The sequence below is a fragment of the Coprococcus sp. AF102-57 genome (genome assembly GCF_027686195.1).
GTDB classification, from domain to species: Bacteria; Bacillota; Clostridia; order Lachnospirales; family Lachnospiraceae; genus Allocoprococcus; species Allocoprococcus comes.
The window spans coordinates 43,187-68,801 of the sequence record NZ_JAQCSY010000012.1 but is presented as its reverse complement, the minus strand read 5'-3'; the positions used below and the strand labels follow the sequence as shown (position 1 = coordinate 68,801).

24 protein-coding genes and 9 tRNA genes are annotated in these 25,615 nt (G+C 43.2%); all 33 read right to left on the bottom strand.

Features of this window, described 5'->3' with window-relative positions; all coding sequences use genetic code 11:
- Window positions 1–2: 2 nt before the first annotated feature.
- A complete protein-coding gene (gene panC, locus PGZ10_RS09370) occupies window positions 3–842 on the bottom strand; it encodes a pantoate--beta-alanine ligase (protein WP_270541215.1) in 840 nt (279 codons plus the stop codon).
- A gap of 80 nt (window positions 843–922) precedes the next feature.
- On the bottom strand, window positions 923–1,318 hold the full coding sequence (panD, locus tag PGZ10_RS09365) for an aspartate 1-decarboxylase (RefSeq protein WP_055156306.1): 396 nt from the start codon (window positions 1,316–1,318) through the stop codon (window positions 923–925).
- A 492-nt stretch (window positions 1,319–1,810) separates the two neighbouring features.
- Window positions 1,811–1,893, bottom strand: a tRNA-Leu gene (locus PGZ10_RS09360).
- A gap of 90 nt (window positions 1,894–1,983) precedes the next feature.
- A complete protein-coding gene (locus PGZ10_RS09355; RefSeq protein WP_117823453.1) occupies window positions 1,984–2,457 on the bottom strand; it encodes an LURP-one-related/scramblase family protein in 474 nt (157 codons plus the stop codon).
- A 9-nt stretch (window positions 2,458–2,466) separates the two neighbouring features.
- Entirely contained in the window at window positions 2,467–3,012 is a 546-nt protein-coding gene (locus PGZ10_RS09350; RefSeq protein ID WP_270246802.1) for a histidine phosphatase family protein, read from the bottom strand.
- Window positions 3,012–3,932 carry a glycosyltransferase gene (locus PGZ10_RS09345; protein WP_117834914.1) on the bottom strand — a complete coding sequence of 307 codons (921 nt, stop codon included), beginning with the start codon at window positions 3,930–3,932 and terminating at the stop codon, window positions 3,012–3,014. The genes PGZ10_RS09350 and PGZ10_RS09345 overlap by 1 nt, the downstream gene beginning before the upstream one ends.
- A gap of 81 nt (window positions 3,933–4,013) precedes the next feature.
- Window positions 4,014–5,552 (bottom strand): MATE family efflux transporter, encoded by a 1,539-nt coding sequence (locus PGZ10_RS09340; protein ID WP_270541214.1) that lies wholly within the window; start codon window positions 5,550–5,552, stop codon window positions 4,014–4,016.
- A gap of 45 nt (window positions 5,553–5,597) precedes the next feature.
- Entirely contained in the window at window positions 5,598–5,783 is a 186-nt protein-coding gene (locus PGZ10_RS09335) for a DUF6472 family protein (protein WP_117557673.1), read from the bottom strand.
- Window positions 5,784–5,862: 79 nt separating this feature from the next.
- Complete coding sequence (locus PGZ10_RS09330; RefSeq protein ID WP_173685669.1) at window positions 5,863–6,819, bottom strand: DMT family transporter; 957 nt, start codon at window positions 6,817–6,819, stop codon at window positions 5,863–5,865.
- Between the two features lie 17 nt (window positions 6,820–6,836).
- Window positions 6,837–8,003 (bottom strand): FprA family A-type flavoprotein, encoded by a 1,167-nt coding sequence (locus PGZ10_RS09325; RefSeq protein WP_270541212.1) that lies wholly within the window; start codon window positions 8,001–8,003, stop codon window positions 6,837–6,839.
- A gap of 216 nt (window positions 8,004–8,219) precedes the next feature.
- On the bottom strand, window positions 8,220–8,903 hold the full coding sequence (locus tag PGZ10_RS09320; protein WP_117558582.1) for a PHP domain-containing protein: 684 nt from the start codon (window positions 8,901–8,903) through the stop codon (window positions 8,220–8,222).
- Window positions 8,904–9,030: 127 nt separating this feature from the next.
- Window positions 9,031–10,242 (bottom strand): glycosyltransferase family 4 protein, encoded by a 1,212-nt coding sequence (locus tag PGZ10_RS09315; protein WP_270541211.1) that lies wholly within the window; start codon window positions 10,240–10,242, stop codon window positions 9,031–9,033.
- A gap of 550 nt (window positions 10,243–10,792) precedes the next feature.
- Window positions 10,793–10,873: transfer RNA gene (locus tag PGZ10_RS09310), tRNA-Leu, on the bottom strand.
- 39 nt (window positions 10,874–10,912) lie between these two features.
- Window positions 10,913–10,985 (bottom strand) — tRNA-Lys (locus PGZ10_RS09305).
- A gap of 4 nt (window positions 10,986–10,989) precedes the next feature.
- Window positions 10,990–11,061 (bottom strand) — tRNA-Gln (locus PGZ10_RS09300).
- Between the two features lie 199 nt (window positions 11,062–11,260).
- A tRNA-His gene (locus PGZ10_RS09295) sits at window positions 11,261–11,334 on the bottom strand.
- An 8-nt stretch (window positions 11,335–11,342) separates the two neighbouring features.
- Window positions 11,343–11,416 (bottom strand) — tRNA-Arg (locus PGZ10_RS09290).
- Between the two features lie 22 nt (window positions 11,417–11,438).
- Window positions 11,439–11,509: transfer RNA gene (locus PGZ10_RS09285), tRNA-Gly, on the bottom strand.
- An 8-nt stretch (window positions 11,510–11,517) separates the two neighbouring features.
- A tRNA-Pro gene (locus PGZ10_RS09280) sits at window positions 11,518–11,592 on the bottom strand.
- 166 nt (window positions 11,593–11,758) lie between these two features.
- On the bottom strand, window positions 11,759–12,241 hold the full coding sequence (locus PGZ10_RS09275) for a metallophosphoesterase family protein (protein WP_117823404.1): 483 nt from the start codon (window positions 12,239–12,241) through the stop codon (window positions 11,759–11,761).
- Window positions 12,238–12,843 (bottom strand): RdgB/HAM1 family non-canonical purine NTP pyrophosphatase, encoded by a 606-nt coding sequence (gene rdgB, locus PGZ10_RS09270; RefSeq protein WP_195251722.1) that lies wholly within the window; start codon window positions 12,841–12,843, stop codon window positions 12,238–12,240. Before rdgB ends, PGZ10_RS09275 begins: the two co-directional genes overlap by 4 nt.
- 19 nt (window positions 12,844–12,862) lie before the next feature.
- Entirely contained in the window at window positions 12,863–14,023 is a 1,161-nt protein-coding gene (locus tag PGZ10_RS09265; protein WP_117823400.1) for a THUMP domain-containing class I SAM-dependent RNA methyltransferase, read from the bottom strand.
- A 179-nt stretch (window positions 14,024–14,202) separates the two neighbouring features.
- A complete protein-coding gene (locus PGZ10_RS09260; RefSeq protein ID WP_022219969.1) occupies window positions 14,203–14,436 on the bottom strand; it encodes a hypothetical protein in 234 nt (77 codons plus the stop codon).
- Window positions 14,437–14,755: 319 nt separating this feature from the next.
- A complete protein-coding gene (locus PGZ10_RS09255; RefSeq protein WP_117834894.1) occupies window positions 14,756–15,211 on the bottom strand; it encodes a DUF1700 domain-containing protein in 456 nt (151 codons plus the stop codon).
- Window positions 15,212–15,531: 320 nt separating this feature from the next.
- Entirely contained in the window at window positions 15,532–17,646 is a 2,115-nt protein-coding gene (locus tag PGZ10_RS09250; protein ID WP_270541210.1) for a glutamine synthetase III family protein, read from the bottom strand.
- Between the two features lie 334 nt (window positions 17,647–17,980).
- Window positions 17,981–20,101: a glutamine synthetase III family protein gene (locus tag PGZ10_RS09245; RefSeq protein WP_117823392.1), complete on the bottom strand. Its 2,121-nt coding sequence runs from the start codon at window positions 20,099–20,101 to the stop codon at window positions 17,981–17,983.
- A 152-nt stretch (window positions 20,102–20,253) separates the two neighbouring features.
- The gene (gene fba / locus PGZ10_RS09240) at window positions 20,254–21,120 is read right to left on the bottom strand and encodes a class II fructose-1,6-bisphosphate aldolase (protein ID WP_022219974.1); all 867 of its coding nucleotides are present in this window, start codon (window positions 21,118–21,120) and stop codon (window positions 20,254–20,256) included.
- Window positions 21,121–21,160: 40 nt separating this feature from the next.
- A tRNA-Glu gene (locus tag PGZ10_RS09235) sits at window positions 21,161–21,232 on the bottom strand.
- Between the two features lie 96 nt (window positions 21,233–21,328).
- Window positions 21,329–22,225, bottom strand: coding sequence for a diacylglycerol/lipid kinase family protein (locus PGZ10_RS09230; protein ID WP_117823391.1), 897 nt, complete (start codon window positions 22,223–22,225; stop codon window positions 21,329–21,331).
- Window positions 22,226–22,346: 121 nt separating this feature from the next.
- A complete protein-coding gene (locus tag PGZ10_RS09225; RefSeq protein WP_117558570.1) occupies window positions 22,347–22,610 on the bottom strand; it encodes an HPr family phosphocarrier protein in 264 nt (87 codons plus the stop codon).
- Window positions 22,607–23,566 (bottom strand): DNA-binding protein WhiA, encoded by a 960-nt coding sequence (gene whiA, locus PGZ10_RS09220; RefSeq protein WP_117823389.1) that lies wholly within the window; start codon window positions 23,564–23,566, stop codon window positions 22,607–22,609. The genes PGZ10_RS09225 and whiA overlap by 4 nt, the downstream gene beginning before the upstream one ends.
- 8 nt (window positions 23,567–23,574) lie before the next feature.
- Entirely contained in the window at window positions 23,575–24,456 is an 882-nt protein-coding gene (gene rapZ / locus PGZ10_RS09215; protein ID WP_022219977.1) for an RNase adapter RapZ, read from the bottom strand.
- A 2-nt stretch (window positions 24,457–24,458) separates the two neighbouring features.
- The gene (gene murB / locus PGZ10_RS09210; protein ID WP_117823387.1) at window positions 24,459–25,370 is read right to left on the bottom strand and encodes a UDP-N-acetylmuramate dehydrogenase; all 912 of its coding nucleotides are present in this window, start codon (window positions 25,368–25,370) and stop codon (window positions 24,459–24,461) included.
- Between the last annotated feature and the right edge of the window lie 245 nt (window positions 25,371–25,615).

Sequence of the window (25,615 nt, the reverse complement as noted above, 5' to 3'; positions counted from 1 at the left end):
GGCTATACCTCATAGCTGAAATTGTCGATCAGCCTTGTTTTTCCAATATAGACTGCCATGGCAACCAGAACATCTTTTTCCACACTTTCGACCGGCTGCATATCCAGTGCATCTACCATGGATACATAGTCGATCTTTGCAAGCGGCTCTGCTTCGATCACTGCGCGCATCTTTGACAGAACTTCTTCTGCCTTAATTCCTTTGCAGATCGCCTCCTGACCGGTTTTAACGGCTCTTGAAAGGCACAGTGCAGCCTTTCTCTCTTCTGCGCTTAAATAGGTATTTCTGGATGATTTGGCAAGTCCGTCTTCCTCACGGATGATCGGGCAGCCTACGATATGGATATCAAAATTCAAATCCTGCACCATCTTGCGGATGATTGCAAGCTGCTGTGCATCCTTCTGTCCAAAATAAGCTCTGTCCGGTGCTACAATATTGAATAATTTGGAAACAACCGTACATACCCCTTTAAAATGGATCGGTCTTGTCTTTCCGCAAAGGGTATCAGATAACGTATCAATACTTACGTAAGCATGTGGATCATGATACATATCCTTCGGTTCCGGATGGAAGATCAGATCTGCTCCAAGGCTCTCACAAAGCTCACTGTCACGTTTAAAATCTCTCGGGTATGCTTCCAGGTCTTCTGTCGGTCCGAACTGTGTCGGATTGACAAAATCGGATACCACAACGATATCGTTTTCCTCACGGCATCTCCTTATCAGGCTTGCATGCCCTTCATGTAAGAATCCCATGGTCGGTACAAGACCTATGGTTTTTCCTTCTTTTTTCCAGTTCTTAACTAATTTTCTTGTCTCTTCGACTGTTGTTGTTACCTGCATGATAATTCTCCTCTTTATAATAAATTCGGAGATAGCCTCTTGTTCTGAATTCAACAAATTTCATTTTGTTTTTAGATTCCTTATTTTTCCTGGTCTTTCAACAACCCATGTTTTTCATAATTTGTCACACGGCTGATCTTATTTTCATCATCCACGAAAACAACTTTTGGTTTATGTTCTTTGGCTTCTTCTGCCTCATAATTTGCATAACACATGATAATAACCTTATCACCTGTACTTACACATCTTGCCGCAGCGCCATTTAAGCAGATCATTCCGCTTCCACGCTTACCACAGATCGTATAAGTTTCAAATCGGCTTCCGTTATTCACGTCCACGATCTGAACCTTCTCATATTCCATAATTCCTGCTGCCTCCAGCAGTTCCTCATCAACGGTAATACTTCCCACGTAATCTAATTCTGCCTGTACTACCGTAGCACGATGAATCTTTCCTTTTAGCATCTCAACTGTCATGTCTTACTCCTTTTCTGTCCGGAAACACGTAAATAAGCATAAACATAGAGTGTAACCATGCTTTTTTCCATAATTCCAAATTATTATATGAAAAAAGCATCATCAAGGTATACTTCTCCCTGCAAATGCTTCTGCTATTCTTCGTATTCCCTGAGTCTTATTTTACCTCTTAATAAATATAAGCTCCTTCTCCGTCACCTGTTGACGGAAACGATTTCGATATGAAATTGTTGTGATTCAGTCAGAGTATAGTTTTGTAGTTTTCAAATACTACCTCCGCGGATATTATTGCACCTTGACAAGAGATTGTCAATCCGATGTTCTCATGTATTTAATTCAAGACATCTGTGCGGAAGATGGGGCGCAACTCGTCCGGTGGACGAGTGCTCTGCGCCGACCGTAGCGGAGCGAAGACCTGGACCCTGGGTTCAGGGATCGCTTCGGTACAATAAAAGAAAACCTCAGGCGAATCACCTGAGGTTTCTTTTATTATGCGGAAGATGGGACTTGAACCCACACGCCCTTGCGAGCACTAGAACCTGAATCTAGCTCGTCTGCCATTCCGACACTTCCGCGTCAACAAAAAGAATCTTATCACATACCAACCGGTTTGGCAAGTGTTTTTTATGTTTTTTTTGACTTTTTTTACATTTCATTAAATTACATCAATTATTTTGAATGCAGTTTGCCGCATCAATTGTAATTACCAGAAGAAGTCCCATCAATTCATCTGCCGGATTTGCAAAATCCAGTACATAAGTATCTCCCCAGTGGAATAATTCTTTTGTAATATGTACCACAGGACTGCATGCTTCATAGATATCATAATTCCATCCCATGAAATCTCCTTCTACATGCCATCCATTAAACTCAACATCATACTTCGGTCGAAACAATGTAAAACGCTTTTCAATCCGTCCAAGTGTCTGCCCATTCACTTCAATTTCAAACACTGGAAGTAATGACATCACTTTTTCTTTAATCAACCCGAGTTCGTTCCCTGCCATATCATATACATGCAGCCGGTGTCCAAGCGACAAAAACTCTGCTTTTACAAAATACTTCGCATTTTCATTCTCATCATAAACATCATATGAATCTGTCCATGAAAAAACTCTCTGCTTAACAAGTAATTTCATACGCTACTCCTACTCCGGAAATTCATACTTCCTCAATTCGCAGTTCTTAATTCCAAATGCCGCAAACTCTTCATTCGTCATATCATAAAAATAAGACTGGATTACTCTGGAAATTCCATTATGTGCAACCAGTAGATAAACCTTATCATTCGCTTCTTTCCGAATGTCATCCAGAAGATTGTAAATCCTCTGGCACAGATGAAGCATTGTCTCCCCGCCTTCAAAATGATTGATAAAGTTCTGTTTTGCCTTTTTGAACTCCTCCCCATTTCTCGGAGTGGACTCATATTTTCCAAAATTCTGCTCCTTCAGGCGCATCTCCTCACGCATCGGAATCCCTGTCACCTCCGAAATATGGCGCGCGGTCTCCTTCGCCCGGACAAGTGGCGAATACAGGATCTCGTCAATCTTTACGCCCTCTTCCTTAATCTTTCTTCCAAGCTCCATTGCCTGCTCATGTCCAAGCTCTGTCAGCTCGATATCTGTCGCACCACAGATTTTATTTTCCACATTCCATACAGTCTGTCCATGTCTTGTAAAATAAAAATGTCCCATTATTCTTTCTCCCAGTACGCTTTATTTGCCGAACATTTCCGGACAAAATGTTCCGGTAAATGCGCATAATGTTTTCCAAAATGATAGGCAAGATACCGAACCGCACTTCGCGCCGCCACTTCACCTAAATATTCCTCCATATGATTCTGCTTCAGAAGCGCTGAAGTCACACGGACCAGCCGCATTCCTTCTTTTCCAGGTTTTGTATTTTCAATCATCTCCGGATGCTCCGCATGCGCAACCCCGATATCAAAGCTACGCTTCCAGAGTTCGCGCAGATTGTCATTGCGATAATACAGAATCTCAGCCTCTGGCGCATAAACCGTCTGCCAGCCCTTTTCCAGAAGTCTTCTCGCCGCAAGCATATCCTCTCCGGCGATCATCCTCTTTCCAAAGCCTTCTGTCTCCAGATATGCACTTCTTCTGTACGCTGCGCATACATTAGAATTGAAAAATGTCCGGATTCCAAGCTTTCCGGTATCTTCCAAAGACTTTGTCATACCTTTCGGCGGATAGTTAAACTGTCTCACACAACACTCGATCGGACTGCATTCATCATCTGTCATATGCCTTCCATACACGACCGCCGTCCGCTCCTCTTTAAACGGTTCTGTCAGCTTCTCTACCAGATATCGGTTCTGTGGTATCGCCGTCTGTACCATAAAAATCACAATATCCGAATCCAGTTCCCGTAAAATCGCATCTCTGCTTCCTGCCCGGTCATATTCCTCCTTTGGAGTATATCGGACCTCAATTCTTTTATCCATATAGATTTCCGGGATTTCCCTATCAATCGGATTCTCATAAAGAACTTCAAGCAAAATTCTGTCCGGCATTACACTCTGTCTCAATAATCTCTCTATACTCATTTTCAGTCGTCCATCTGGTCGGAAGACTGGAATAACAATCTCAATATTCAAGTCATCATCTCATTTCATTTTTCTTACTAATCAGTATATACAAATTTTTTTCCAGCTTATATCCTGATTTACTTACAACCATTATGCTGCATATTCTTCTTTTTTCTTCCTGTCCATCGCGGAAAGTTCCTTAAGCTCCCTCACCATGAAATATCCGCAGACGATTGCTGCTGCCGCATCTGCAATTGGTCCGGCATACATAACACCGTCAATTCCCATAAACAATGGAAAGATCACGATCAGCGGCAATAAAAAGAGAATCTGTCTTGTCAGGGACATAAATACACCCAGCTGCGATTTTCCGATGGAGTTGAAAAAGTTCGATGTAACCGGCTGGATTCCATTGATAAGCGTAAGGAACATATAGATCCGGAAATACCGCTCTGAAAACTGAAAATACAGCTCACTTCCCGAACCAAATACGCTGATGATCTGTCTCGGGAATACCTGGAAACAGAAAAATGCAATTCCGGAAAGAACGGTTGCAGTTCCAAGTGCGAGCAGGTAGCTTTTCCGTACCCGTTCATACTTCTCTGCGCCATAGTTGAAGCCGATAATCGGCTGGATTCCCTGAGAAATTCCGATAACAAATGACATAAAGATCATATTTACTTTTGTAATGATCCCGGCACAGGCAAGCGGAATGTCACCGCCATATACAGACTGTGCTCCATAATGCGACAATGTATTATTCAGTACGATCTGTACGATCGTCATTGCAATCTGGTTAAAGCAGGCACTGGCACCGAATTTGAAAATATTCTCGATATGTCTTCCCGTCATATGGAAACTTTCCTTTGTAAGCCGGATCGTTTTAAAATGGAACATATACCGCAGACTGATGCCGAACGAAACGATCTGTCCTATGATCGTAGCAAGTGCTGCGCCCCTCATTCCCATCTGCAACCCAAAAATAAAAATCGGATCCAGAATTGTATTTACAATAGCACCCACTAGCATAGATGTCATCGAATACCGCGGACTTCCATCCGCAAGGATCAGCTTACTCATCCCTGTATTTGCGATCAGAAATGGAAAGCCAATTGCCGTGATCCGTGTATATTCCTGTGCATACGGAAGTACCTCCGATGTGGCACCGAAGAATTTCAGCATCGGAGTCAGAAAAATCGTCGTTACTGCAAAAAGTGCAATCCCGAAAATTGCCATCAGGCAAATTCCATTTCCCGCATACTCTGCAGATTCTTTTTCTTCTCCTGCACCAAGCTTCAATGAAAAATTGGTCGCACTGCCGATTCCAAGCAGCAGTGAGATTGCCGTACAGGAAGTAGAAAGTGGAAACGCAATATTCGTTGCTGCATTTCCCAGCATTCCCACACCCTGACCAATGAAAATCTGATCTACAATATTGTAAAGAGCTGTTACCAGCATGGAAATAATGCATGGAATCGCAAATCCAACCAGTAGTTTTGATTCCTTTTCATACCCAAGCGGATTGTCCTGTTCATTCACTGTATTTTCCTTTTTATCTCTCACCTTTATAGCCTCCTCCAGATGTTCATATATAAATGCCGCTGTCTCACTTAGTATCATCGTTCCATTTATCCGCTCCGCAACTTCTCCTCTTGGAACAAGTACAAATTCATCTATTACCTGACGCATTACAAAATTCTGTGTTTTTTATACTTCTACTCCATCATCTACAATTTACATCTGTTTTCTGACGACTCTGTATTCATCTCCAGATCTGTAGTAAGGGCACTGATAATGCTTATCCGTCAGAAACCGCATCATCTCATCCTCATCCAGGTCTCTGTCACACGTGTAACATTCATATTCATCATCGTAAATATAAAATGTACAGGTGTCACAACAGCTCGCTGTATTTGCCATAACCTGCCTCCTGTTATTTCTTTTCCTGTTCAAAAATCGGTATCAGCTGCAGGTGTCCTCCTTTAAAACAGGTTCCATCTTAGTTCATTCCTTTTTCTTTTTCTCCCACCGGTTTCGCCCAGTTGACAATCAGGATTCCGATAGAAACCAGCACCAGTGCGATCAGGTCTTTCATTCCGAATACATTTCCCTCACGCAAAATGATCGCGGAAAGGATCACCCCAAATACCGGATTCGTAAATCCGAAGATCGATACCTTGGATACCGGATTGTATTTCAACAGGATTCCCCACAGTGTGTATGCAACTGCAGAAATCAGCGCCATATAGATCAGAAGAATCATTGCCGGCATACTTGCCGTATGGATTCTTCCACCCATCACGAATCCGATCAGGATCATCACGAGCCCGCCTGCAGTAAACTGATATCCGCTTAACATCACCGGATCAGATTTGGCTGAATACTTCTTGATCAGTACAGAAGATAATGCATAAGCGATCGCAGAGATAAAAATAAATCCATCTCCGGTCAGATTAAAGCTCATATCCACATTGCTTCCGCTCAGATTGATCAGAACCACCCCTGCAAATCCGACGATACATCCGAGCACTTTTTTCTGATCCAGTTTCTCCTGATGAAAGATCAGGCTTGAAACAAGGATTGCAAGGAATACATTGGATGCCTCAACGATCGATCCTTTGACTCCGGTCGTATGTGCAAGTCCTACATAAAAGAAAAAATACTGGACCACCGTCTGTAAAAGACAGATTTTTCCGATTCTCGGAAGATCTCCCTTCCCCGCTTTCAGAAAACGTCCCTGTAGGATCGATCCAAACAAAATAACCATAATGCCTGCAATCGTAAAGCGGCACCCTGCAAACAGAATCTGCGTGGCGGTATCAGCTGAATCGATCTGAAACAGCCGGTAGCCAACCTTGATACAAGGAAAAGCACTTCCCCATAACGCACAGCAGACCATTGCAAGAAGACATACCACCCAGGTTTTCCTCATTGTAGTCTCTTTTAACTTTATCATCTCATTCTTTCCGTTTCTTACGCAAGCAGTTCATCTGCAAGTTCTTCCATTGCAGTTACATCTGCATCTTTCATCGTAGATTTGATCGTAACCGTCTTTTCGCAGAGAGTGATCTTCTTCATCTTTTCTACATAACCTTTCATCACACGTGCTGCTGTCGGAGCCCAGGAACCATTCTCGATAATTGCGATCTTACGGTTCTGGTAGTTCTTATTGGTCAATTTGTTCAGGAAAGTCTCCATGCACGGGAACACACTTGCATCATAGGAAGCTGCTGCAAGAACCAGCTTGTCATAGCGGAATGCATCCTCGATTGCCTCTGCCATATCATCTCTGGAAAGGTCAGTGATCGCTACCTTCTTTGCACCTTTGGCTTCCAGGATTTCTTTCATCTTCTCTGCTGCCTTCTTGGTATTGCCATGGATCGATGCATAAGCAACCAGTACCCCGTCATCTTCCGGTTCATAGCTGCTCCATGTCATGTATTTTCCGATATAGTATCCCAGATTTTCTTTCAGGATCGGTCCATGAAGCGGGCAAATCGTCTGAATGTCCAGAGTCGCTGCTTTTTTCAGAAGCGCCTGTACCTGTGCACCGTATTTGCCTACGATATTGAAGTAGTATCTTCTTGCTTCACAAGTCCAGTCCTCATCTGCATCCAGCGCACCGAATTTACCAAATCCATCTGCTGAGAACAGAATCTTCTCAGACTTTTCGTATTCAACCATAACTTCCGGCCAGTGAACCATCGGAGCCATAAAGAACTGAAAGGTATGGCTTCCAAGGGAAAGTTCTTCACCTTCTTTTACCGCAACTGCACGGTCTGCCAGATCTGCGATTTCAAAGAACTGTGGAAGCATTGCAATAGCTTTTGCACTTGCCACGATCTTGGCTTCCGGATATTTATCTGCAAATTCTTTGATGCTTCCGGCATGATCCGGTTCCAGATGAGATACAACCAGATAATCCGGTGTTCTTCCATCCAGCACCCTCTCCAGATTCTCTTTCCATTCGTCTGTCTTTCTCGTATCAATCGTATCCATAACTGCGATCTTCTCGTCCAGGATCACATAAGAGTTGTAGGATACTCCGTTTGGAACGATGTACTGGCTCTCAAAGAGATCCAGATCCTTATCATCTGCTCCGATATATTTTACTGCATCTGAAATTACTATGTCTTTCATGTTAGTTCCTCCTTGTAATTGGTGATTGAAAAGATTCTCCGGCACATAGTGTCTTTTATTCGGTAGGAAGTTCCTACAGAATTTCCTGTTAAATAAGAAAGCTGGAAATATTACATTCCAGCCCCCTTAATTTCCACTCTTAATAATACTATGGAAATAACACACTTTCAATAAAAAAAGCGTTTAATTTTTTCATATCTGTTCTCATTTTTTACATTAACCGGCACACACCATCTGTTCCTGCTCGTAAATATGAAACGGCGCATCAATCGGATTTTTCATATCCCAGAGATAATATCCACCCTCTTTATAATACACCGGAAGAGTCTCGCATCGTTTTACACTCCGGATCAGTTCCTGCACCGAACGGATCTCTCTTGGAAAATACGTTGCATAAAGTCCCAGCTTCTCCGGCACATGACAATCACTTGATCCAACTGTTGCAATTCCAAGCTCAGCCGCATATTCTGCCGCCTTTCGATTTGCCTCGTAAAGTGTGCTGCCGTTCAGCACTTCGATTCCATCAAGTCCCTTTACAATCTTCAGGTTCTCTTCCAGTCCCCTGTTATTATTGCGGAATGGATGGGCACTGAAACACATACCGCCCTGTGCCTGTACCAGATCTACAAACTCCTGTGCCGGGATTCTCTCTTTTGGATAATCCTCAATTCCAAATGCTACAATGTCTCCCTGCAGGGAATAAAATTCAATTCCGACAAAAATCGGAAATCCTGTTTTCTCCGAATACTCTGCCGCAAATTCCTTCAGTCCCATACTGTCATGATCCGTAATACAGATTCCATCAAGTCCTCTGCGCTTTGCGATCTCTACCATGTTCTCCAATCTTAAAAAGCTATCCCCCGAATAACGCATCTCATGCATATGCATATCAATTATCAACTGTTAATAACCTCCTGTTAAAATGCCTTTTCATTTCTCTTTTCTTCATTTTAACATGTTGTTTTACAAAAAAATAATTGATAATTTACATGCAGAAATTCAATTATAGAGTTTTCCGATAAACACTCTATTGCTCAAATATCTGCATAAGATGCGCACAAAGTCCGTCCCACGAAATCTGCCCCAGATGCTCCTTCTCCGGCTTGGATCCAGGATATTTTGCGATCCCTTCGATGGCTCCGGCAAGTTTCTTTTCAAATACCGGAAGTTCTTCTTCCACAGGTTCATCTTCATTCACTCTTCTTGGCGGCTCTACAAAAACCACACCATTATCCGGAAGATTCTGATCGATCCAATTCCTGATCCCCGGTAGATCTGTACAGATCACATAGGTACCACATGCCAGAGCCTCAATGATCACAAGCGGAAGACCTTCATAAAAAGATGGCAGTACAAACACATCACTCTGATTCATCTTCTTCGCCAACTCCTGCTGTGTGATCTTCCCGGCAAAGGTAACTGCAAACGGACACTTTTCGGCAAGCTCCCGGATTTCCTGATATTCGCCCTCATCCCCGGCACCTCCTGCCAGTTCCAGAGAAATAATAAGACCGGAATCCTTCAGATAATCCAACGAACGGATCAGACTTTTCACACCCTTTTTCTCCGAGATCTTTCCGGCAAAGATTAGTCTCAGCTCTTTTTCTTCTCCCTGTGAAGCCCCCATCTCCTGCCGGAAAACATCACTGTTATAGCCGGTTCCGATCACCCGTACCTTCTCTCTGATATGCTCCCCGTAAATTCCGCAGATCATCTCTTTCTGCTCCTCATGCAATGCAAAAATCCCATCCAGCGCAGGAATTCTCTGTAAAATGTATTCCCGGTTCTGTTCTGTCTTGCGGATCTGCCGCAGGTCGGATCCATGGGATACTCCATATACCTTTTTATCAGGAAACAGCTCTCTTACAATCGCTGTAAGGAGATACAGATGGTGACACAGGATCACGTCCGGATCCAACTCCTCCACTGCTTTTTTCAGTACCTCGCCAAATGCGTTCCGGAACGTTTCCGTCATCTCCTCTGTCAGGTCTGAATACCTGGTACTCGGATACGGCATCTCGTCCGACATTCCCGTGATCGGATACGGTAACTGCTCCGATTCAAAATATACCGGATAAAAGCTTACCCCCTCCGGAAGACATACCTGATCAGCTTTTGTAACTCCCGCGATCACTGACTGTGTGATTCCCTTTTTTTTAAATCCTCTGACCAGTTCCGTCAGATAGATACCGCTTCCGGTACTGTCCGGCTTCTGGGCTGTGACACTTAATATTTTCATTCTTTCGTCCCTCTTACTTTGTTAAAATTTCCCTGTTACATGTATTTATTGCCGCAATGTAATCAATAAAAGCGGTACTCACCGTTTATCATTTATCCATGCTTTAGTTATTCTCCAGTTTCTTTTTCATCTGTTTTTTTAGAAGTTCTTCCTTTCATTGGATGAAAATGTTCCGAAAGGAGAATGTTCATATGATGTAACTGTTCAGAGCCAACCTCCAAAATGCTACGCATTTCGTCGGTGTGGCGTATCCGCCAAATAAAATTTCAAAAACAGTCTTAAAAATGCAAGCATTTTACACCTGTTTTATGAAATTTTGCTTGGCTCTGAACAGTTACCATATGATTATATTAACATATAGTTGGAATCTGTAAAAGAGACGATCTCGATCCGGATATTTTCAACAGAAATATCTAAATACTGCTTTTTCTTTTCTTTTTCCGCTTTTTCCTTAAAATCCATAAAAAAAGCAAAAAAAGAAACCTTTTTGGTAAAGGTTCCTCTATTACTTCTATATATAATATAACTGGTTTTGTTATGTTTAACTAAATGCGGATGACAGGACTTGAACCTGCACCTCGTAGAGACTAGATCCTAAGTCTAGCGCGTCTGCCAGTTCCGCCACATCCGCATTTTTTTAGTCCCACAGAAAACCATGGGACTAAATAAGTGAGCGTGCGGGGATTCGAACCCCGGACAACTTGATTAAAAGTCAAGTGCTCTACCACCTGAGCTACACGCCCGTAACTGGGCCAGCTGGATTCGAACCAGCGAGTGCAGGAGTCAAAGTCCTGTGCCTTACCGCTTGGCGATGACCCATTATCTTTATGTCTTGACATAGAATGCGCCATGGCACATTCCCGCGCCTGCGACAATCGCTTAACTTACAGCATCCCGAATCTGCCAAAGCTCTCATATCCTGCCGGAGACTTTTATGATATCCATTCTTGCAATGTCTATCATAAAAAAAATGCGAGCATTTCTGCTTGCCATTTCTTTCAAATATTATAGATTAAAGGGTGGATACAGGGATTCGAACCCTGGGCCTCCAGAGCCACAATCTGGCGCGCTAACCAACTGCGCTATACCCACCATATAAACGTGCTTGGAGGGATTCGAACCCCCGACCCACGGCTTAGAAGGCCGTTGCTCTATCCAACTGAGCTACAAACACACAACACTGGATTCTCAGTGTAAGCGGGTGATGGGAATCGAACCCACGTATCCAGCTTGGAAGGCTGGTGTTCTACCATTGAACTACACCCGCAGATCACATCGGGGTGACAGGATTCGAACCTGCGACCTCCTGGTCCCAAACCAGGCGCTCTAGCCAAGCTGAGCCACACCCCGTTGTTTATCTGTTTGTCATCTCCGTGACGACAAAAGTTATTATATTACAAGGTTTTCAAAAAGTCAACATGTTTTTTAAATTTTTTTAAAGAAATTTTTATTTTTCTTTTTCTTGTAAAAGACACGCATTTTTGCCCTTTTTTAGCAGAAATACGTGCCACCTACTCTAATCCAGATAATGAATCGTAAACTCCGTATTCCCGTCCCGATCCATCTCCATAATAATATAACTGCCTTTTCTGCCTTCCTGCCGTGGAAATGACAGACTGCCCGGATTCAGCACTGTAATATCACCAAACTTTTTCAGATACGGTCTGTGTGTGTGACCAAACATCACGATATCTGCATTTCTCGATCTTCCCTCATCCAGGATCCGCTCTACACCAAGAGACACCGAATACTGGTGTCCATGTGCCATAAATGCTTTTTTCTTGCCAAAATAAATCTCCATCTCCCGGAGATTGCGTGAGAAGAAATCATTATTCCCAGCCAGTATATACGCCGGACATCCGCAGAATGCCTCAATATAATCTTCTCCGCCCTCTGTATCCCCGAGATGCACCAGATAATCAATCTTTCCAGCTTCCATGATTGCCCGGTCAAATGCAGTATGTCTTCCATGTGTATCACTAATAATCAATACTCTCATAACTTTTTCTCCATGATCTGTCTCATCATCCGAAGCGCTTCTCCTCTGTGGCTGAGTTCATTCTTCTTTTCTGGTGCAAGCTCTGCCGAGGTGCAACCGTATTCCGGCAGGAAAAAGATCGGATCGTAGCCAAATCCATTTGCCCCGGCGATTTCGTAACCAATACATCCTTCCATCGTTCCACGGACAACCTCTTTGTCCCCGTTCGGAAATACTGCTGCCACCGCACAGACAAACCTTGCTGTACGCTGCTTATCCGGTACGCCCTTCATTCTCGAAAGCAGGAGGCTGTTCTTGATATCATACGAAGTATCGGTTCCTGCATAACGTGCAGAATAGATTCCCGGCTCTTTATTCAGATAATCGATTTCCAGTCCGGAATCATCTGCCAGCACAATCGCATCCATTGCCTTCACTTCCGGCAGCTCTGCAATCGCTGCGGCTTTGATCATCGCATTTTCCTCAAAGGACTTTCCATCCTCTACGATATCAATATCAATCCCGGCTTCCTTCATAGAAAGGATCTCCATCCCCAGATCCTGCAAGATCTGACGGATCTCTATCATTTTATTCTTATTACCCGTTGCAAAAATTATTTTCATCTGTAAATTCTTCTTTCTCTTACTGTCTTGGTTCTCTTGGGCGTTTCGGTGGTTTCGGACCTAAGAACTGATAGAAATAGGTCTTCAGCATACCATTATATATCTTCCGGTTCTTATCTGCTTTTCTTCCGAAATAACGCTCTGCATCCTCGTAACTGGTGATCATATATGCAGACCAGCTATCCAACTTTTTAAAACTCTCACCGAATTCTCGGTATAACTGCGGCAGATCCTTTTTATCCTCCAGTCGCTCGCCATACGGCGGATTGGTAATGATAAAGCCATACTTCTTCGGGTGGCTTAAATCCTTTACCGCTCTTTCCTGAAAATGGATCAGATGGTCAACGCCTGCATCTTTGGCATTCTGTCTTGCTGCTTTTACTGCCTCCGGATTCAGGTCATATCCCTGAATATCAACCTGTACCTTCCGGTCGATCACATCATTTGCCTCATCCATTGCATCATACCATGCCTTTTTCGGAATCAGGTTCACCCATTCTTCTGCTGTAAAGGAACGGTTCATCCCCGGTGCAATATTAGCTGCCATCAAAGCCGCTTCGATTGGAAATGTTCCACTTCCGCAGAAAGGGTCTACCAGGATCCGGTCCTTGTGCCACGGTGTCAGCATGATCAGTGCAGATGCCAGTGTCTCTGTGATCGGTGCCTTTACAGTCATCTGACGATAACCTCTCTTATGTAAAGATACACCGGAGGTATCAATCCCGATCGTCACGATATCTTTCATCAGAAATACACGGATCGGGTAAGCCGGTCCATCCTCCTGGAACCATTCTATCCCGTAGATCCGTCTCAGCCTTTCTACCATGGCTTTTTTCATGATCGACTGAATATCTGACGGGCTGAACAGCTTACTCTTTACAGATGCAGCCTTCGTCACCCAGAACTTTCCGTTCTTTGGAATATAATTCTCCCACGGAAGTACTCTTGTTTTCTCAAATAATTCATCAAACGTCTCTGCTTTAAACGAACCAACCTTAAGAAGGATTCTCTCTGCTGTCCGGAGGAACACGTTCGCATCACAAATCGCCTGTGCATCTCCCCAGAAGCATACTCTTCCGTCTTCTACTGTTGATATCTCATATCCTAAATCCAGCACTTCCCGCTTCAGAACAGCTTCCATTCCGAAATGGCAGGGTGCTATCAGCTCCATCTTTTCCATTCTTTTTCCTTTCTCTACTCTGCAATCTGTTATAAACTATATTACGTTTTTCGGTTGCCTTTTGTCAAGTAGTGCGCTTGTACCACAATTTTTTTTAAGGAACCAGATTGCTACACCAAAAATAGAAAAGCAGCGGAATCCAAACCGCTGCTTTTCCATTCTTAACTGCTTTGCACTTTTTAATACTTATCACTTTCGTTATGGCAGGACTTTGAGCTGTCATATGCATTACGGTCTGATTCATATGCATTCTTTGCATTCCGGTTAGTCGTATTTTTACCGGATGCATTTTTATTGCCTGAATTTTTATTTGACTGATTCTTGCCGGAAGCATTTTCAGCATACGCATTCTTATTGGATCCATATGAATTTTTGTTTGTACTGTTTTCTGAAGCATTATAATTTTTTGCCATTGATAATTCCTCCTGACATTTTTTTGTACAAACATAGTATCTATCCTTTTCGTATTTTTATACATTTTTATTTTTATCTTGATTTTTAAATCGGTTTATATTATACTTTGTCGTGTAGAGATTTATTTTCTACAACCCCTTATTAATTATTTATACTCCCCTCAAACGCTCGATAGCTCCCCTATCGAGCGTTTAACGTTATATAACAGGCAGATCCTTTTTAAGTACTTGAACCTGCCATATAGAACATATAATCAAAAAGCCGGAGGCATAAGCTTCTTTTCATTGCAGAAGAATCTTATACATCCGGCTTTTTTAATTACCATCGCCTTCTCAGCATTCTGACCAGCAGTATGATCACCAGAAGAGGAATCAGTACCGGTGCGATCAGGCTTACAATCCCACTTATCACCGCAAAGATCACAACAATCACAGCCACAACCACAAGAATCAGCAGAAGTTTCTTCCACCAGCTGTCCAGGCTCCACACATGGATATTGCTGCTTTCTTCTGTGCTGCTGTTGCCTCTGTAGGTCCTTCCATCCGAATCATAGATCACATCTTCTACACTTTCTTCTCTCTGCGCATCCACGATCGTCTTCGCAAGAATCCACGGATCTCCAAGTTCCGCCAGTACCTCACTCTCCGTTCTTCCTTTTCGGATCTCATCATCAATATACTGACCGTAGTAGTTCAGATTCTCCTGCAGCACCTGTGGTGTCACACCGGAAGAAAGTTCAATTCTCAGTTTTTCAAGGAACTCTGCTTTCGTCATCTTTCTTTCTCCTCTATTCTCATTATTTCATTGTTTATAATTATATTCTGATGATACCAGGGTCAAAAGGTCAGAAATCCAATGCAAACTTGCTTGCAAGAGGATTTTTGACCCCAACATCATTCTGATACAAAAATGTGCCTTGGTCCATTACCCGCAACATCTTCCCTGTATCACAGTGCACATCCCGCCGGAGGCTTTCTATATCCGGAAATAAATTTCCGGATATAGAAAAGAACCTCAGACTTAGAGTAGCATAATTTCTGCTTCTTTCCAAGTCTAAGGTCCTTAAATTTCTATAAGAATTTTATATGTATTTTCTAAACTTCAAATAAAAGATCTCCGTAAGAAGGCATTGGCCATACTTCTTTATCCACGATCATTTCCAGTTCATCTACCGGTGTACGGAGGCCTTCCATAGCCGGAACCACGCTGAAGTGATAGAATTCAGACTGTACTTTTCCTTCTTCTTTTCCTGCTGCTTCTTCTGTGACTGCTTCCAGTTTCTTAAGGGCAGCCTTTGTTTCTGTCAGAAGTCCTGAGATGTCAGCAAGCATTTCAGCCTGTACAGATGCATCTGCTCCGGCTTCTTTTACTGCAAGAACCGTATCTGCAAGCTCTTTTGTATATTTTACAACTGCAGGAATGATCTGTTTTGCAGCAATATCGATCATGGCCTTTGCTTCGATATTGATTGCCTTTGCATAGTTCTCGTATTTGATCTCTGCACGGGATTCCAGCTCTGCCTTGGTAAATACACCAAATTTTCCGAACAGTTCTACCGCTTTGTCAGTTGTCAGTGCCGGGATTGCTTCTACCATGGACTTGATATTCGGAAGTCCTCTCTTTTCTGCTTCAGCTACCCATTCGTCAGAATATCCGTTGCCGTTGAAGATAATTCTCTGATGATCTGTCAGATATTCTTTGATCAGGCTGTGTACAGCTGTATCAAAATCATCTGCTTTTTCCAGGACATCGCATACCTCTGCAAATGCCTCTGCTACGATTGTATTCAGTACTACGTTTGATCCTGCAATGGAATCGCGGGAACCTACCATACGGAATTCAAATTTATTTCCGGTAAATGCAAATGGGGAAGTTCGGTTTCTGTCGGTTGCATCCTTTGTAAGATCTGGAAGGGTTGTTACACCTGTTTGCAGCTTTCCACCATTCAGGCTGTGTGTTGCCTCACCTGTACTGAGAAGCTGTTCTACAACGTCCTGAAGCTGTTCTCCAAGGAAGATAGAGATGATTGCCGGCGGTGCTTCGTTTGCTCCAAGTCTGTGGTCATTTCCCGGATCGGCAGCCGATTCACGAAGCAGATCTGCGTGTACATCAACTGCTTTCAGGATACATGCCAGTACCAGAAGGAACTGTACATTTTCATGAGGTGTCTTTCCCGGATCCAGCATATTGATTCCGTCATCTGTTGTGATAGACCAGTTGTTATGCTTACCAGATCCGTTGACTCCTGCAAACGGTTTCTCGTGAAGCAGACATTTCAGTCCATGCTCGCATGCTACCTTTTTCAGTGTCTTCATGATGATCTGGTTGTGATCCACTGCAATATTGGCCTCTGCATAGATCGGTGCAAGTTCGTGCTGTGCAGGTGCCACTTCGTTGTGCTGTGTCTTTGCTGCAACGCCGAGTTTCCATAATTCTTCGTTGACATCTTTCATATAGGAAGCAACCCTCTGACGGATCGTTCCAAAGTAGTGATCGTCAAGCTCCTGTCCTTTCGGCGGCATTGCTCCGAAAAGTGTACGTCCTGTGTAAATAAGGTCTTTTCTCTGTAAGAATTTCTTTGCATCAACAAGGAAGTATTCCTGCTCCGGTCCTACAGAAGGTGTTACTTTCTTTGATGTTGTATTTCCGAACAGACGAAGCAGTCTGATGGATTCTTTGTTGATTGCTTCCATAGATCTGAGAAGCGGTGTTTTTTCATCCAGTGCCTCACCTGTGTAAGAGCAGAATGCTGTCGGGATGCAAAGGATCGCTCCGGCTGCATCTTTTCTTACAAATGCCGGTGATGTACAATCCCATGCTGTATATCCTCTTGCTTCAAATGTAGCACGAAGTCCGCCTGACGGGAAAGAAGAAGCATCCGGCTCCCCTTTGATCAGTTCTTTTCCGGAAAAGCTCATCAGAACCTTTCCGCTTGGAAGCGGAGCTGAGATGAAGGAATCATGCTTTTCAGCAGTAACTCCTGTCAGTGGCTGGAACCAGTGTGTATAATGGGTTGCACCTTTTTCGATTGCCCATTCTTTCATCTCATGTGCAATTACATCTGCTGTCTCAAGATCCAGCTCTTTTCCTTCTTCAATTGTCTGTTTTAATTTTTTGTATACTTTTTTCGGAAGTCTCTCCTGCATTACTGCATCGTTAAAAACATCTTCGCCAAAAATTTCTGCCACGCTTAACCATTCACTACTCATAATTACCTTCCTTTCTCTAACGATCGAGTAGGCTGACTCCTACTCGATTCTTATACTTTGTACATCATCTCGCTTAACAGCTCGATGATGTACATTCACCAAATGCAGATCCTTGTGCAAGCACAAATCTGCACTTGGCTCATCGTATACACAAAAAAACGAGGAAACTCCACTTTGTGGAACTTCCTCGTTCATTGTGATCTCTGTTATTTAAGATATATTTACGATACTCTTTTTTCTTTCAAATTTCAAGACCAATTTTTTAATTTGTGTATATTTTCACAAAACTTCATAAGTTTTCAACTTCTTTTTCAACATTTATACCAGTCACTTCTTAGACCTCGAACAGCAGATCTCCGTAAGAAGGCATCGGCCACATATTCTTATTGACGATCATTTCCAGTTCATCCACTGGTTTTCTTAAAGCTTCCATTGCCGGTACAACTTTCTGCATGAAGAAGAATGCCTGTTCTTTTCCTTCTGTCTCCGGTACTTCTGCCACAACAGTTTCCAGTGCTCTGAGTGCTTCTTTTGTGTCTTTCAAAAGATCAGCCGACTGTACAAGAAGCTCTTCCTGTACACCTGTATATGCTACAGCGCTTGCCTGTTTTACCTGGTTGATCGAATTAGCCAGCGAAGTTACATATTGGATCACAGCCGGGATAATATGCTTGCTTGCAATATCGATCATGGAACGTGCTTCAATGTTGATTGCCTTTGAGTATGCCTCATATTTGATCTCTGCACGGGATTCCAGTTCTGCACGGCTGAATACATCGAATTTTTCAAACATTTCAACCGTATTGTCATATGTCAGACATTCAACAGACTCTACCATGGTCTTAATATTCGGAAGTCCTCTTCTTTCGGCTTCCTTCACCCACTCATCAGAATATCCGTTGCCATTGAATACGATTCTCTGATGTTTGGATGCATATTCCTTGATCAGATCATGGACTGCAAGATCAAAATCTTCTGCTTTTTCGAGCACATCGCAGGCATCAGAGAAGGACTCAGCCACGATTGTATTTAATACTACGTTCGGTGCTGCCACCGAGTCTCTGGATCCTACCATACGGAACTCAAATTTATTTCCTGTAAATGCGAATGGCGAAGTACGGTTTCTGTCAGTTGCATCCTTTGCAAAATCCGGGAGCGTACTTACACCGGTATGTAATTTGCCGCCTTTTAAGCTGTGTGCAGCTTCTCCGGTATCAATAAGCTGTGCAAGCACGTCTTCAAGCTGTTCTCCGAGGTATGCGGAAATAATTGCCGGCGGTGCTTCATTTGCTCCAAGTCTGTGATCGTTTCCTACGTCAGAAGCAGATTCACGGAGCAGGTCTGCATGCAGGTCTACTGCACGGAGAATACAGGTCAGAACCAGAAGGAACTGAATATTATCATGAGGTGTCTTTCCCGGATCCAGAATGTTGATCCCATCATCTGTAACCAGTGACCAGTTGTTATGCTTTCCGGAACCATTTACACCTTCAAACGGCTTTTCGTGTAACAGGCATTGAAGATTATGGCGATATGCCACTTTCTTCAGCGTCTCCATGATCAGCTGATTATGGTCAACTGCTACGTTGCACTGTGCATAGATCGGCGCAAGCTCATGCTGTCCAGGTGCTACTTCGTTGTGCTGTGTCTTTGCAGATACACCCATCTTCCAGAGTTCTTCATTGACATCAGTCATAAATGCTGCGATTCTCTCACGGATCGCACCAAAATAATGGTCATCCAGTTCCTGTCCCTTCGGAGGATTTGCCCCGAATAATGTACGTCCTGTAAATACAAGATCCTTTCTCTTAAGATATTTTTCTCTGTCTACCAGGAAATATTCCTGCTCAACTCCAACAGATGGTGTAACCTTTTGGGACGTTGTGTTTCCAAAAAGACGCAGAAGACGGATGGATTGTTTGTTGATTGCTTCCATAGAGCGAAGAAGAGGTGTCTTCTGATCCAGTGCTTCTCCGGTATAGGAACAAAATGCTGTCGGTATATATAAAATCGATCTTTTCCCATCCGGACTCTTTTTAACAAATGCAGGCGATGTACAATCCCACGCTGTATAACCTCTTGCTTCAAATGTGGAACGCAGTCCTCCTGACGGGAAGGAAGATGCATCCGGTTCTCCTTTGATCAGCTCTTTTCCCGAAAACTCCATCAGGATCTTTCCATCTGACTTCGGTGCTGAAATAAACGAATCATGCTTTTCAGCTGTTGCTCCTGTAAGAGGCTGGAACCAGTGCGAATAGTGAGTGGCACCCTTTTCAATCGCCCACTCTTTCATCTCATGTGCAATAACATCTGCTGTTGCAGCCTGAAGCTCTTTACCTTCTTCGATCGTCTTTTTCAGCTCTTTGTAAGTCTTCTTCGGAAGTCTTTCCTGCATAACAGCATCATTGAAGACGTTTTCTCCAAATATTTCTGCTACACTAATCCATTCGCTCATCCCATGTACCTCTCTTTTCTACTACTCATTTTCTACTACTCATACAAAACGGTCGTTTTTTGATTCAAATAAAGGAGTCTTGCACTTACGCAAAACTCCTTTTATACCGTTTTCTTCGGACGCCTTTGTCCATGATATTATCAAAAATCAGACTATTCAGCTTTTCCGTCAGAACCGAACAGAATCATTTTCTCTTTTACTTTTTCAACGATTGCATCTGCACCTGGTTTCAGAAGTTTACGTGGATCGTATCCTTTTCCTTCAAGATCCTTTCCTGCTTCAATGTATTTGCGGGTAGCTTCTGCGAATACCAGCTGACATTCTGTATTAACATTGATCTTAGATACTCCAAGGTCAATCGCTTTCTTAATCATATCATCCGGAATTCCTGTACCTCCATGAAGTACAAGCGGAAGTTCTCCTGTGAGCTCCTGAACTGCTGCAAGAGTCTCAAAGCTGAGTCCTTTCCAGTTTGCCGGATATTTTCCATGGATGTTGCCAATACCTGCTGCAAGGAAATCAACGCCAAGGTCTGCGATCATCTTGCATTCCTTAGGATCTGCGCATTCGCCCATTCCTACAACACCATCTTCTTCTCCACCGATAGAACCAACTTCTGCCTCGATAGAAAGTCCTTTTCCATGGCAAAGTTTAACAAGTTCTGTAGTCTTCTCAATGTTTTCTTCGATCGGATAATGAGATCCGTCAAACATAACTGATGAAAATCCTGCATCTATACATTTCAGGCAGCCTTCATAGCTACCATGATCAAGATGAAGTGCAACCGGAACTGAAATGTCCATCTCTTTGATCATTCCATTTACCATTCCTACAACTGTTCTGTATCCAGCCATGTATTTTCCTGCACCTTCAGACACACCAAGGATAACCGGTGATCTTAATTCCTCAGCTGCAGTCAGAACTGCTTTGGTCCATTCAAGATCGTTGATATTAAACTGTCCTACTGCGTAATGACCTGCTTTTGCTTTTTTTAACATTTCTGTTGCTGAAACTAACATTTTGTATTCCTCCACTTCTCTGTTAAAGGCTTTTATAGGCTGACCCCCAGGGGAATCGAACCCCTGATTCGACCGTGAGAGGGTCGCGTCTTGACCGCTTGACCAGGGGGCCAGATGTACGTTCATTAGCTGTCTTGCTAACTCACTTGCTTAGTATAGCGTACTTCTTTTCATTTGACAAGCCTTTTTTTTATTTTTTACTGCTTTTTTACTGCTCCTCTTCCGGAACTACGATTTTAAGTGCCTGTTTCGCATTTTTGATGCAGACACTGTCGTGCTCGCCGCCGAACTCTCCATCCAGCGTCCACGGGATTTCTTCCACTGATTCAAAATGGATCTCACCTGTCTTAAATGAATAAATGTGCTTCGTATTGATCTGGCTGCTCAGAAGCGCCCCGACGATCTCCTGAAGCGCGATTGGATTCTTCGGTGTCCGGATCAGGGTAACCTCAAATTCTCCGTCATCAAAGACCACATTCTTTCCGATCATATTACGGAAACCGCCAACAGATTTGGAATTCGTCACCATACCATAAATAAATTCGTCCTCGATCGTTTCTCCGTCATGTGTCACTTTTAATTTATATGACGGGATATCAAAAATTCTGGTTGCTCCTTCCAGCACATATGCCAGATGTCCCAGAACATTCTTCATTTCCTGCTTTGTCTCATAAGATACATCCGTGAAGAGTCCGAATGCTGCAATGTATACGAACACATCTCCGTTAAATCGTCCGATATCGCAAGGGAATTCTCTTCCCTCGGCTGCTGTACTTGCCGCCTGGAGAAGATTTTTCGGGATATGCAGACTGCTCGCAAAGTCGTTGGTCGTTCCTGTCGGGATGTAACCGACCGGAATCTTTTTTTCTCTCTTCATCATTCCGGTTACGACCTCATCAAGTGTTCCGTCGCCACCACTGCAGATCACACGGTCGTACTCCTCTGTAAATGTCTTTACTTTATAATAAGCGTCTTTATATTTCTGCGTCGGATATACAACCACTTCATATCCTGCTTTTACAATAATGTCAATAATATCAGAAAGCTTCGGTTTTAAAAGTCCCTTTCCTGCATTCGGATTATAAATAAACAATGCTTTTTTCATACGTCCGTCCTCCTGTTATCTGTTCTTTCCTCTGTAAGACCTGTCCACACAGCTCCTTACAGATACATGCATTATAGCATAAAGAGCCTGCTTTTGGCAGACTCTTCAATGTTTTATGCAATTATCTGTTCTTAACGTTCACAAGAAACCTTTCAATACCAGCTGCCGCTTCCTTTTCATCTGTTCCGTTCGCAACAACGGTGATTTCCTCTCCCGGCAGCAGTGTCAGACTCATCATCCCCATAATGCTCTTTGCATTGACTTGCTTCTGGTCAACTTCAATATATACCGAACTTGAATACTGACTAGCTTCCTGAACAAGAAGCGCAATCGGTCTGGCGTCTAATCCCTCGGACAATTGAATCTTAACAGGTTTTTTGATCATAATGTTCCTCCTTGCTTAGCCCTTATCTCTTCCGCCATTTCACTTAACTTGCGCAATCTGTGATTCACTCCGGACTTGCCTACCGGATTTTGCAGAAGTGCGCCTAACTCTTTTAAAGATGCCTCCGGATATGTAAGTCTTGTAAGGGCCATGTCCTTCAATCCTTCCGGCAGCTTATCGAGTCCTTTTGTTTCCTCAATATACCTTATATCTTCAATCTGCTTTACAGCAGCGGAAACCGTTTTATTGATATTCGCAGTCTCGCAGTTCACTTTTCGGTTCACCGTATTCCTCATATCTTTCAATATGCGGATATTCTCAAGCTCCATCAGTGATTGATGTGCCTCCATCACATTCAGCACATCCACGATCTGAGCTCCTTCTTTCAGATAAACCACAAGTGTTTTTTTCCTTGATACAATCTTTGCATCCAGAGCAAAGCATCTCATTATCTTCTGAATCTGCTGTGCTTTTCCCATCGACGCACAGACAATTTCAAAATGATAGGACTTCTCCGGGTCGCTCATAGATCCCGATGCAAGAAAAACGCCACGCAAGAAAGCCCGCTTACAGCAAGTTTCCTGAATCACGACATTCTTAACTACAGAAAGCTCTTCTTCCACCTCTCCATAAGGATTGATCAGCTTTGCCGCCTGAAGAACCCTGACAGCATCTTCGTGTTTTTTTACAACTATATAATAGTAGCTGCTGCCTTTTTCCCGGTTCACCCGAATAGCGATATCAACCACTATATTAAACGTTCTTCTCAATAAAGTAAAGCTTTTTCTTGCAACTGCCAGATTTTCCGTATGAATCTTAAGTGCTGCTTGACCTCTGCTGTCGATCATGACAGCCCCGCACATGCTGATGATCGCTGCAAGTTCTGCAATCTGGCAATGCCTTGCCGGACTTAGCTGGCGCGATATTTCTTCTTTAATATTTCCAGAAAAAGACATACTATCACCTATTTTGCTTTCGTAATTGCATCTTTCTCGATATCACGATGCTCTTTTCTTACACCGTACTCTTTTTCTGCCACAGACAGCCGTTCATACAACTCATTGGCAAGTGTCACGGAGCGGTGTTTTCCGCCGGTACATCCGATTGCGATCACAAGCTGGTTCTTTCCTTCTGCGACATAATTCGGAATCAGGAACTCAACCATGTCCACCAGCTTCTTCAGGAATTCTTTTGAAATATCGTTATTCATCACGTAATCCCTGACCGGCTTATCATTGCCACTCTGCGGGCGAAGTTCATCAATATAATACGGATTCGGAAGGAATCTGACATCAAATACCAGATCTGCATCACTCGGAATTCCATATTTAAATCCGAAAGATAACACGGTAATGTAGAGATTCTTGTATTCTTTATTCTCGGCAAAAATACGGTTCAGTTCACTGCGCAGCTCCCTGGTCAGCATCCGGCTTGTATCCAGGATGTAATCTGCCCTTTCTTTTAAAAAGGCAATCTTCTTACGTTCTTTGGCGATCCCGTTCTCAATTCTGCCGCCCTTTGAGAGTGGGTGGTTCCTTCTTGTCTCTTTATATCTTTTCACCAGTGTATCATCATTCGATTCAAGGAAAAGAATCTCCAGTGGTATCTTGGCTTTTTCAAGTTCGTCCAGAACCTGGTCCAGTGCACGCAGATTCTGACCACTGCGGATATCAAGTCCCAGAGCGATCTTCGTGATCTCACCATTTGGAACGATCAAAAGTTCTGTCAGTTTTGTCATTAAAGGAATCGGCATGTTATCCACACAAAAATATCCCATGTCTTCCATCATTTTCAAAGTTGTACTTTTCCCTGCTCCGGACATTCCCGTTACAATTACGAATCTCATCCCTAAAATTCTCCTATTTGTTTCACTTCCGGTTCCATCGTAACACCGGTATCTTCTTTCACTTTCGCTGTTACCTGACGGATCAGCTCCATCACATCAGCCGCTGTCGCATTTCCTTTATTGATCACAAATCCACTGTGCTTTTCAGAAACCTGCGCTCCACCTACTGTAAATCCTTTCAGTCCGCTGTCCTGGATCAGTTTTCCTGCAAAATATCCTTCCGGACGCTTAAAGGTACTGCCTGCACTCGGATACTCCAGCGGCTGCTTCGATACCCGCTTCTGACGTAGGTCATCCATCTGCGCTTTTATTTCTTCTTTTTTGCCTTCTGTAAGCGAAATCACAGCACCCAAAACGATATATCTTTTCTCCGGAATAATGCTTGTACGGTATCCCAGTCCCAGTTCTTCTGCCGGAAGCTCCATGATCTCGCCCTCTTCTGTCATAACCCTGACACTCGTCAGTACATCCTTCATCTCTCCGCCATACGCACCGGCGTTCATCACAACCGCTCCGCCAAGCGTTCCCGGAATACCCGCTGCGAACTCAAATCCGGTCAGTGCTGCATCAAGTGCTGCATTTGCAATCTGCGCAAGCGAACATCCTGCCTGCGCCGTAATCTGATTTCCTTCTACCTGAAATGTTCCCATACTCTTATAAAGCTGGATGATCGCGCCTCTGAAACCTTTGTCTCCAACCAGAAGATTACTTCCATTTCCTACTATATATATAGGTATCAAAAATTTCCGGCACACCCGGACTGCCTCTGCCAGTTCCTTTTCATTCGATGGCATGATAAAATAATCTGCCGGACCACCGATTCGGAAGGTTGTATGCTTCTTCATCGGTTCATCCTTCTGTATTTTGGCTGCATCGACCACATTATACAAACATGTCTCAAAATTCTGTTCCATTCTCTTCTCCTAGTATCTATAAATATTCTATGCCATTCTTCTTTTTTTATTTAACAGGAAATTGCCATTGGACCTCCCGCCAAATAGAAGTTACTACGTGCCAAAGCACGTTTTAATATCATCCTCATATGATGTAAGTGTCAAAAATAAATTTTGGAACTTACATCATATGATACACCAAAAAATATGCAAGTTCAACGCGCTCTTGCAAAATTAAGTGAAATGCGATATAGTAAGGCATAACA

Bases quoted from the DNA above. Each gene is read 5' to 3' on its own strand.
- panC (WP_270541215.1), bottom strand. From the start codon at position 842: ATGCAGGTAACAACAACAGTCGAAGAGACAAGAAAATTAGTTAAGAAC.
- panD (WP_055156306.1), bottom strand. From the start codon at position 1,318: ATGACAGTTGAGATGCTAAAAGGAAAGATTCATCGTGCTACGGTAGTA.
- PGZ10_RS09355 (WP_117823453.1), bottom strand. From the start codon at position 2,457: ATGAAATTACTTGTTAAGCAGAGAGTTTTTTCATGGACAGATTCATAT.
- PGZ10_RS09350 (WP_270246802.1), bottom strand. From the start codon at position 3,012: ATGGGACATTTTTATTTTACAAGACATGGACAGACTGTATGGAATGTG.
- PGZ10_RS09340 (WP_270541214.1), bottom strand. From the start codon at position 5,552: ATGCGTCAGGTAATAGATGAATTTGTACTTGTTCCAAGAGGAGAAGTT.
- PGZ10_RS09335 (WP_117557673.1), bottom strand. From the start codon at position 5,783: ATGGCAAATACAGCGAGCTGTTGTGACACCTGTACATTTTATATTTAC.
- PGZ10_RS09330 (WP_173685669.1), bottom strand. From the start codon at position 6,819: ATGATAAAGTTAAAAGAGACTACAATGAGGAAAACCTGGGTGGTATGT.
- PGZ10_RS09325 (WP_270541212.1), bottom strand. From the start codon at position 8,003: ATGAAAGACATAGTAATTTCAGATGCAGTAAAATATATCGGAGCAGAT.
- PGZ10_RS09315 (WP_270541211.1), bottom strand. From the start codon at position 10,242: ATGAAAATATTAAGTGTCACAGCCCAGAAGCCGGACAGTACCGGAAGC.
- PGZ10_RS09275 (WP_117823404.1), bottom strand. From the start codon at position 12,241: ATGAGAGTATTGATTATTAGTGATACACATGGAAGACATACTGCATTT.
- rdgB (WP_195251722.1), bottom strand. From the start codon at position 12,843: ATGAAAATAATTTTTGCAACGGGTAATAAGAATAAAATGATAGAGATC.
- PGZ10_RS09265 (WP_117823400.1), bottom strand. From the start codon at position 14,023: ATGGAAAAGATGGAGCTGATAGCACCCTGCCATTTCGGAATGGAAGCT.
- PGZ10_RS09260 (WP_022219969.1), bottom strand. From the start codon at position 14,436: ATGGCAAAAAATTATAATGCTTCAGAAAACAGTACAAACAAAAATTCA.
- PGZ10_RS09255 (WP_117834894.1), bottom strand. From the start codon at position 15,211: ATGACGAAAGCAGAGTTCCTTGAAAAACTGAGAATTGAACTTTCTTCC.
- PGZ10_RS09250 (WP_270541210.1), bottom strand. From the start codon at position 17,646: ATGAGTAGTGAATGGTTAAGCGTGGCAGAAATTTTTGGCGAAGATGTT.
- PGZ10_RS09245 (WP_117823392.1), bottom strand. From the start codon at position 20,101: ATGAGCGAATGGATTAGTGTAGCAGAAATATTTGGAGAAAACGTCTTC.
- fba (WP_022219974.1), bottom strand. From the start codon at position 21,120: ATGTTAGTTTCAGCAACAGAAATGTTAAAAAAAGCAAAAGCAGGTCAT.
- PGZ10_RS09230 (WP_117823391.1), bottom strand. From the start codon at position 22,225: ATGAAAAAAGCATTGTTTATTTATAATCCGAATGCAGGAAAGGGACTT.
- PGZ10_RS09225 (WP_117558570.1), bottom strand. From the start codon at position 22,610: ATGATCAAAAAACCTGTTAAGATTCAATTGTCCGAGGGATTAGACGCC.
- whiA (WP_117823389.1), bottom strand. From the start codon at position 23,566: ATGTCTTTTTCTGGAAATATTAAAGAAGAAATATCGCGCCAGCTAAGT.
- rapZ (WP_022219977.1), bottom strand. From the start codon at position 24,456: ATGAGATTCGTAATTGTAACGGGAATGTCCGGAGCAGGGAAAAGTACA.
- murB (WP_117823387.1), bottom strand. From the start codon at position 25,370: ATGGAACAGAATTTTGAGACATGTTTGTATAATGTGGTCGATGCAGCC.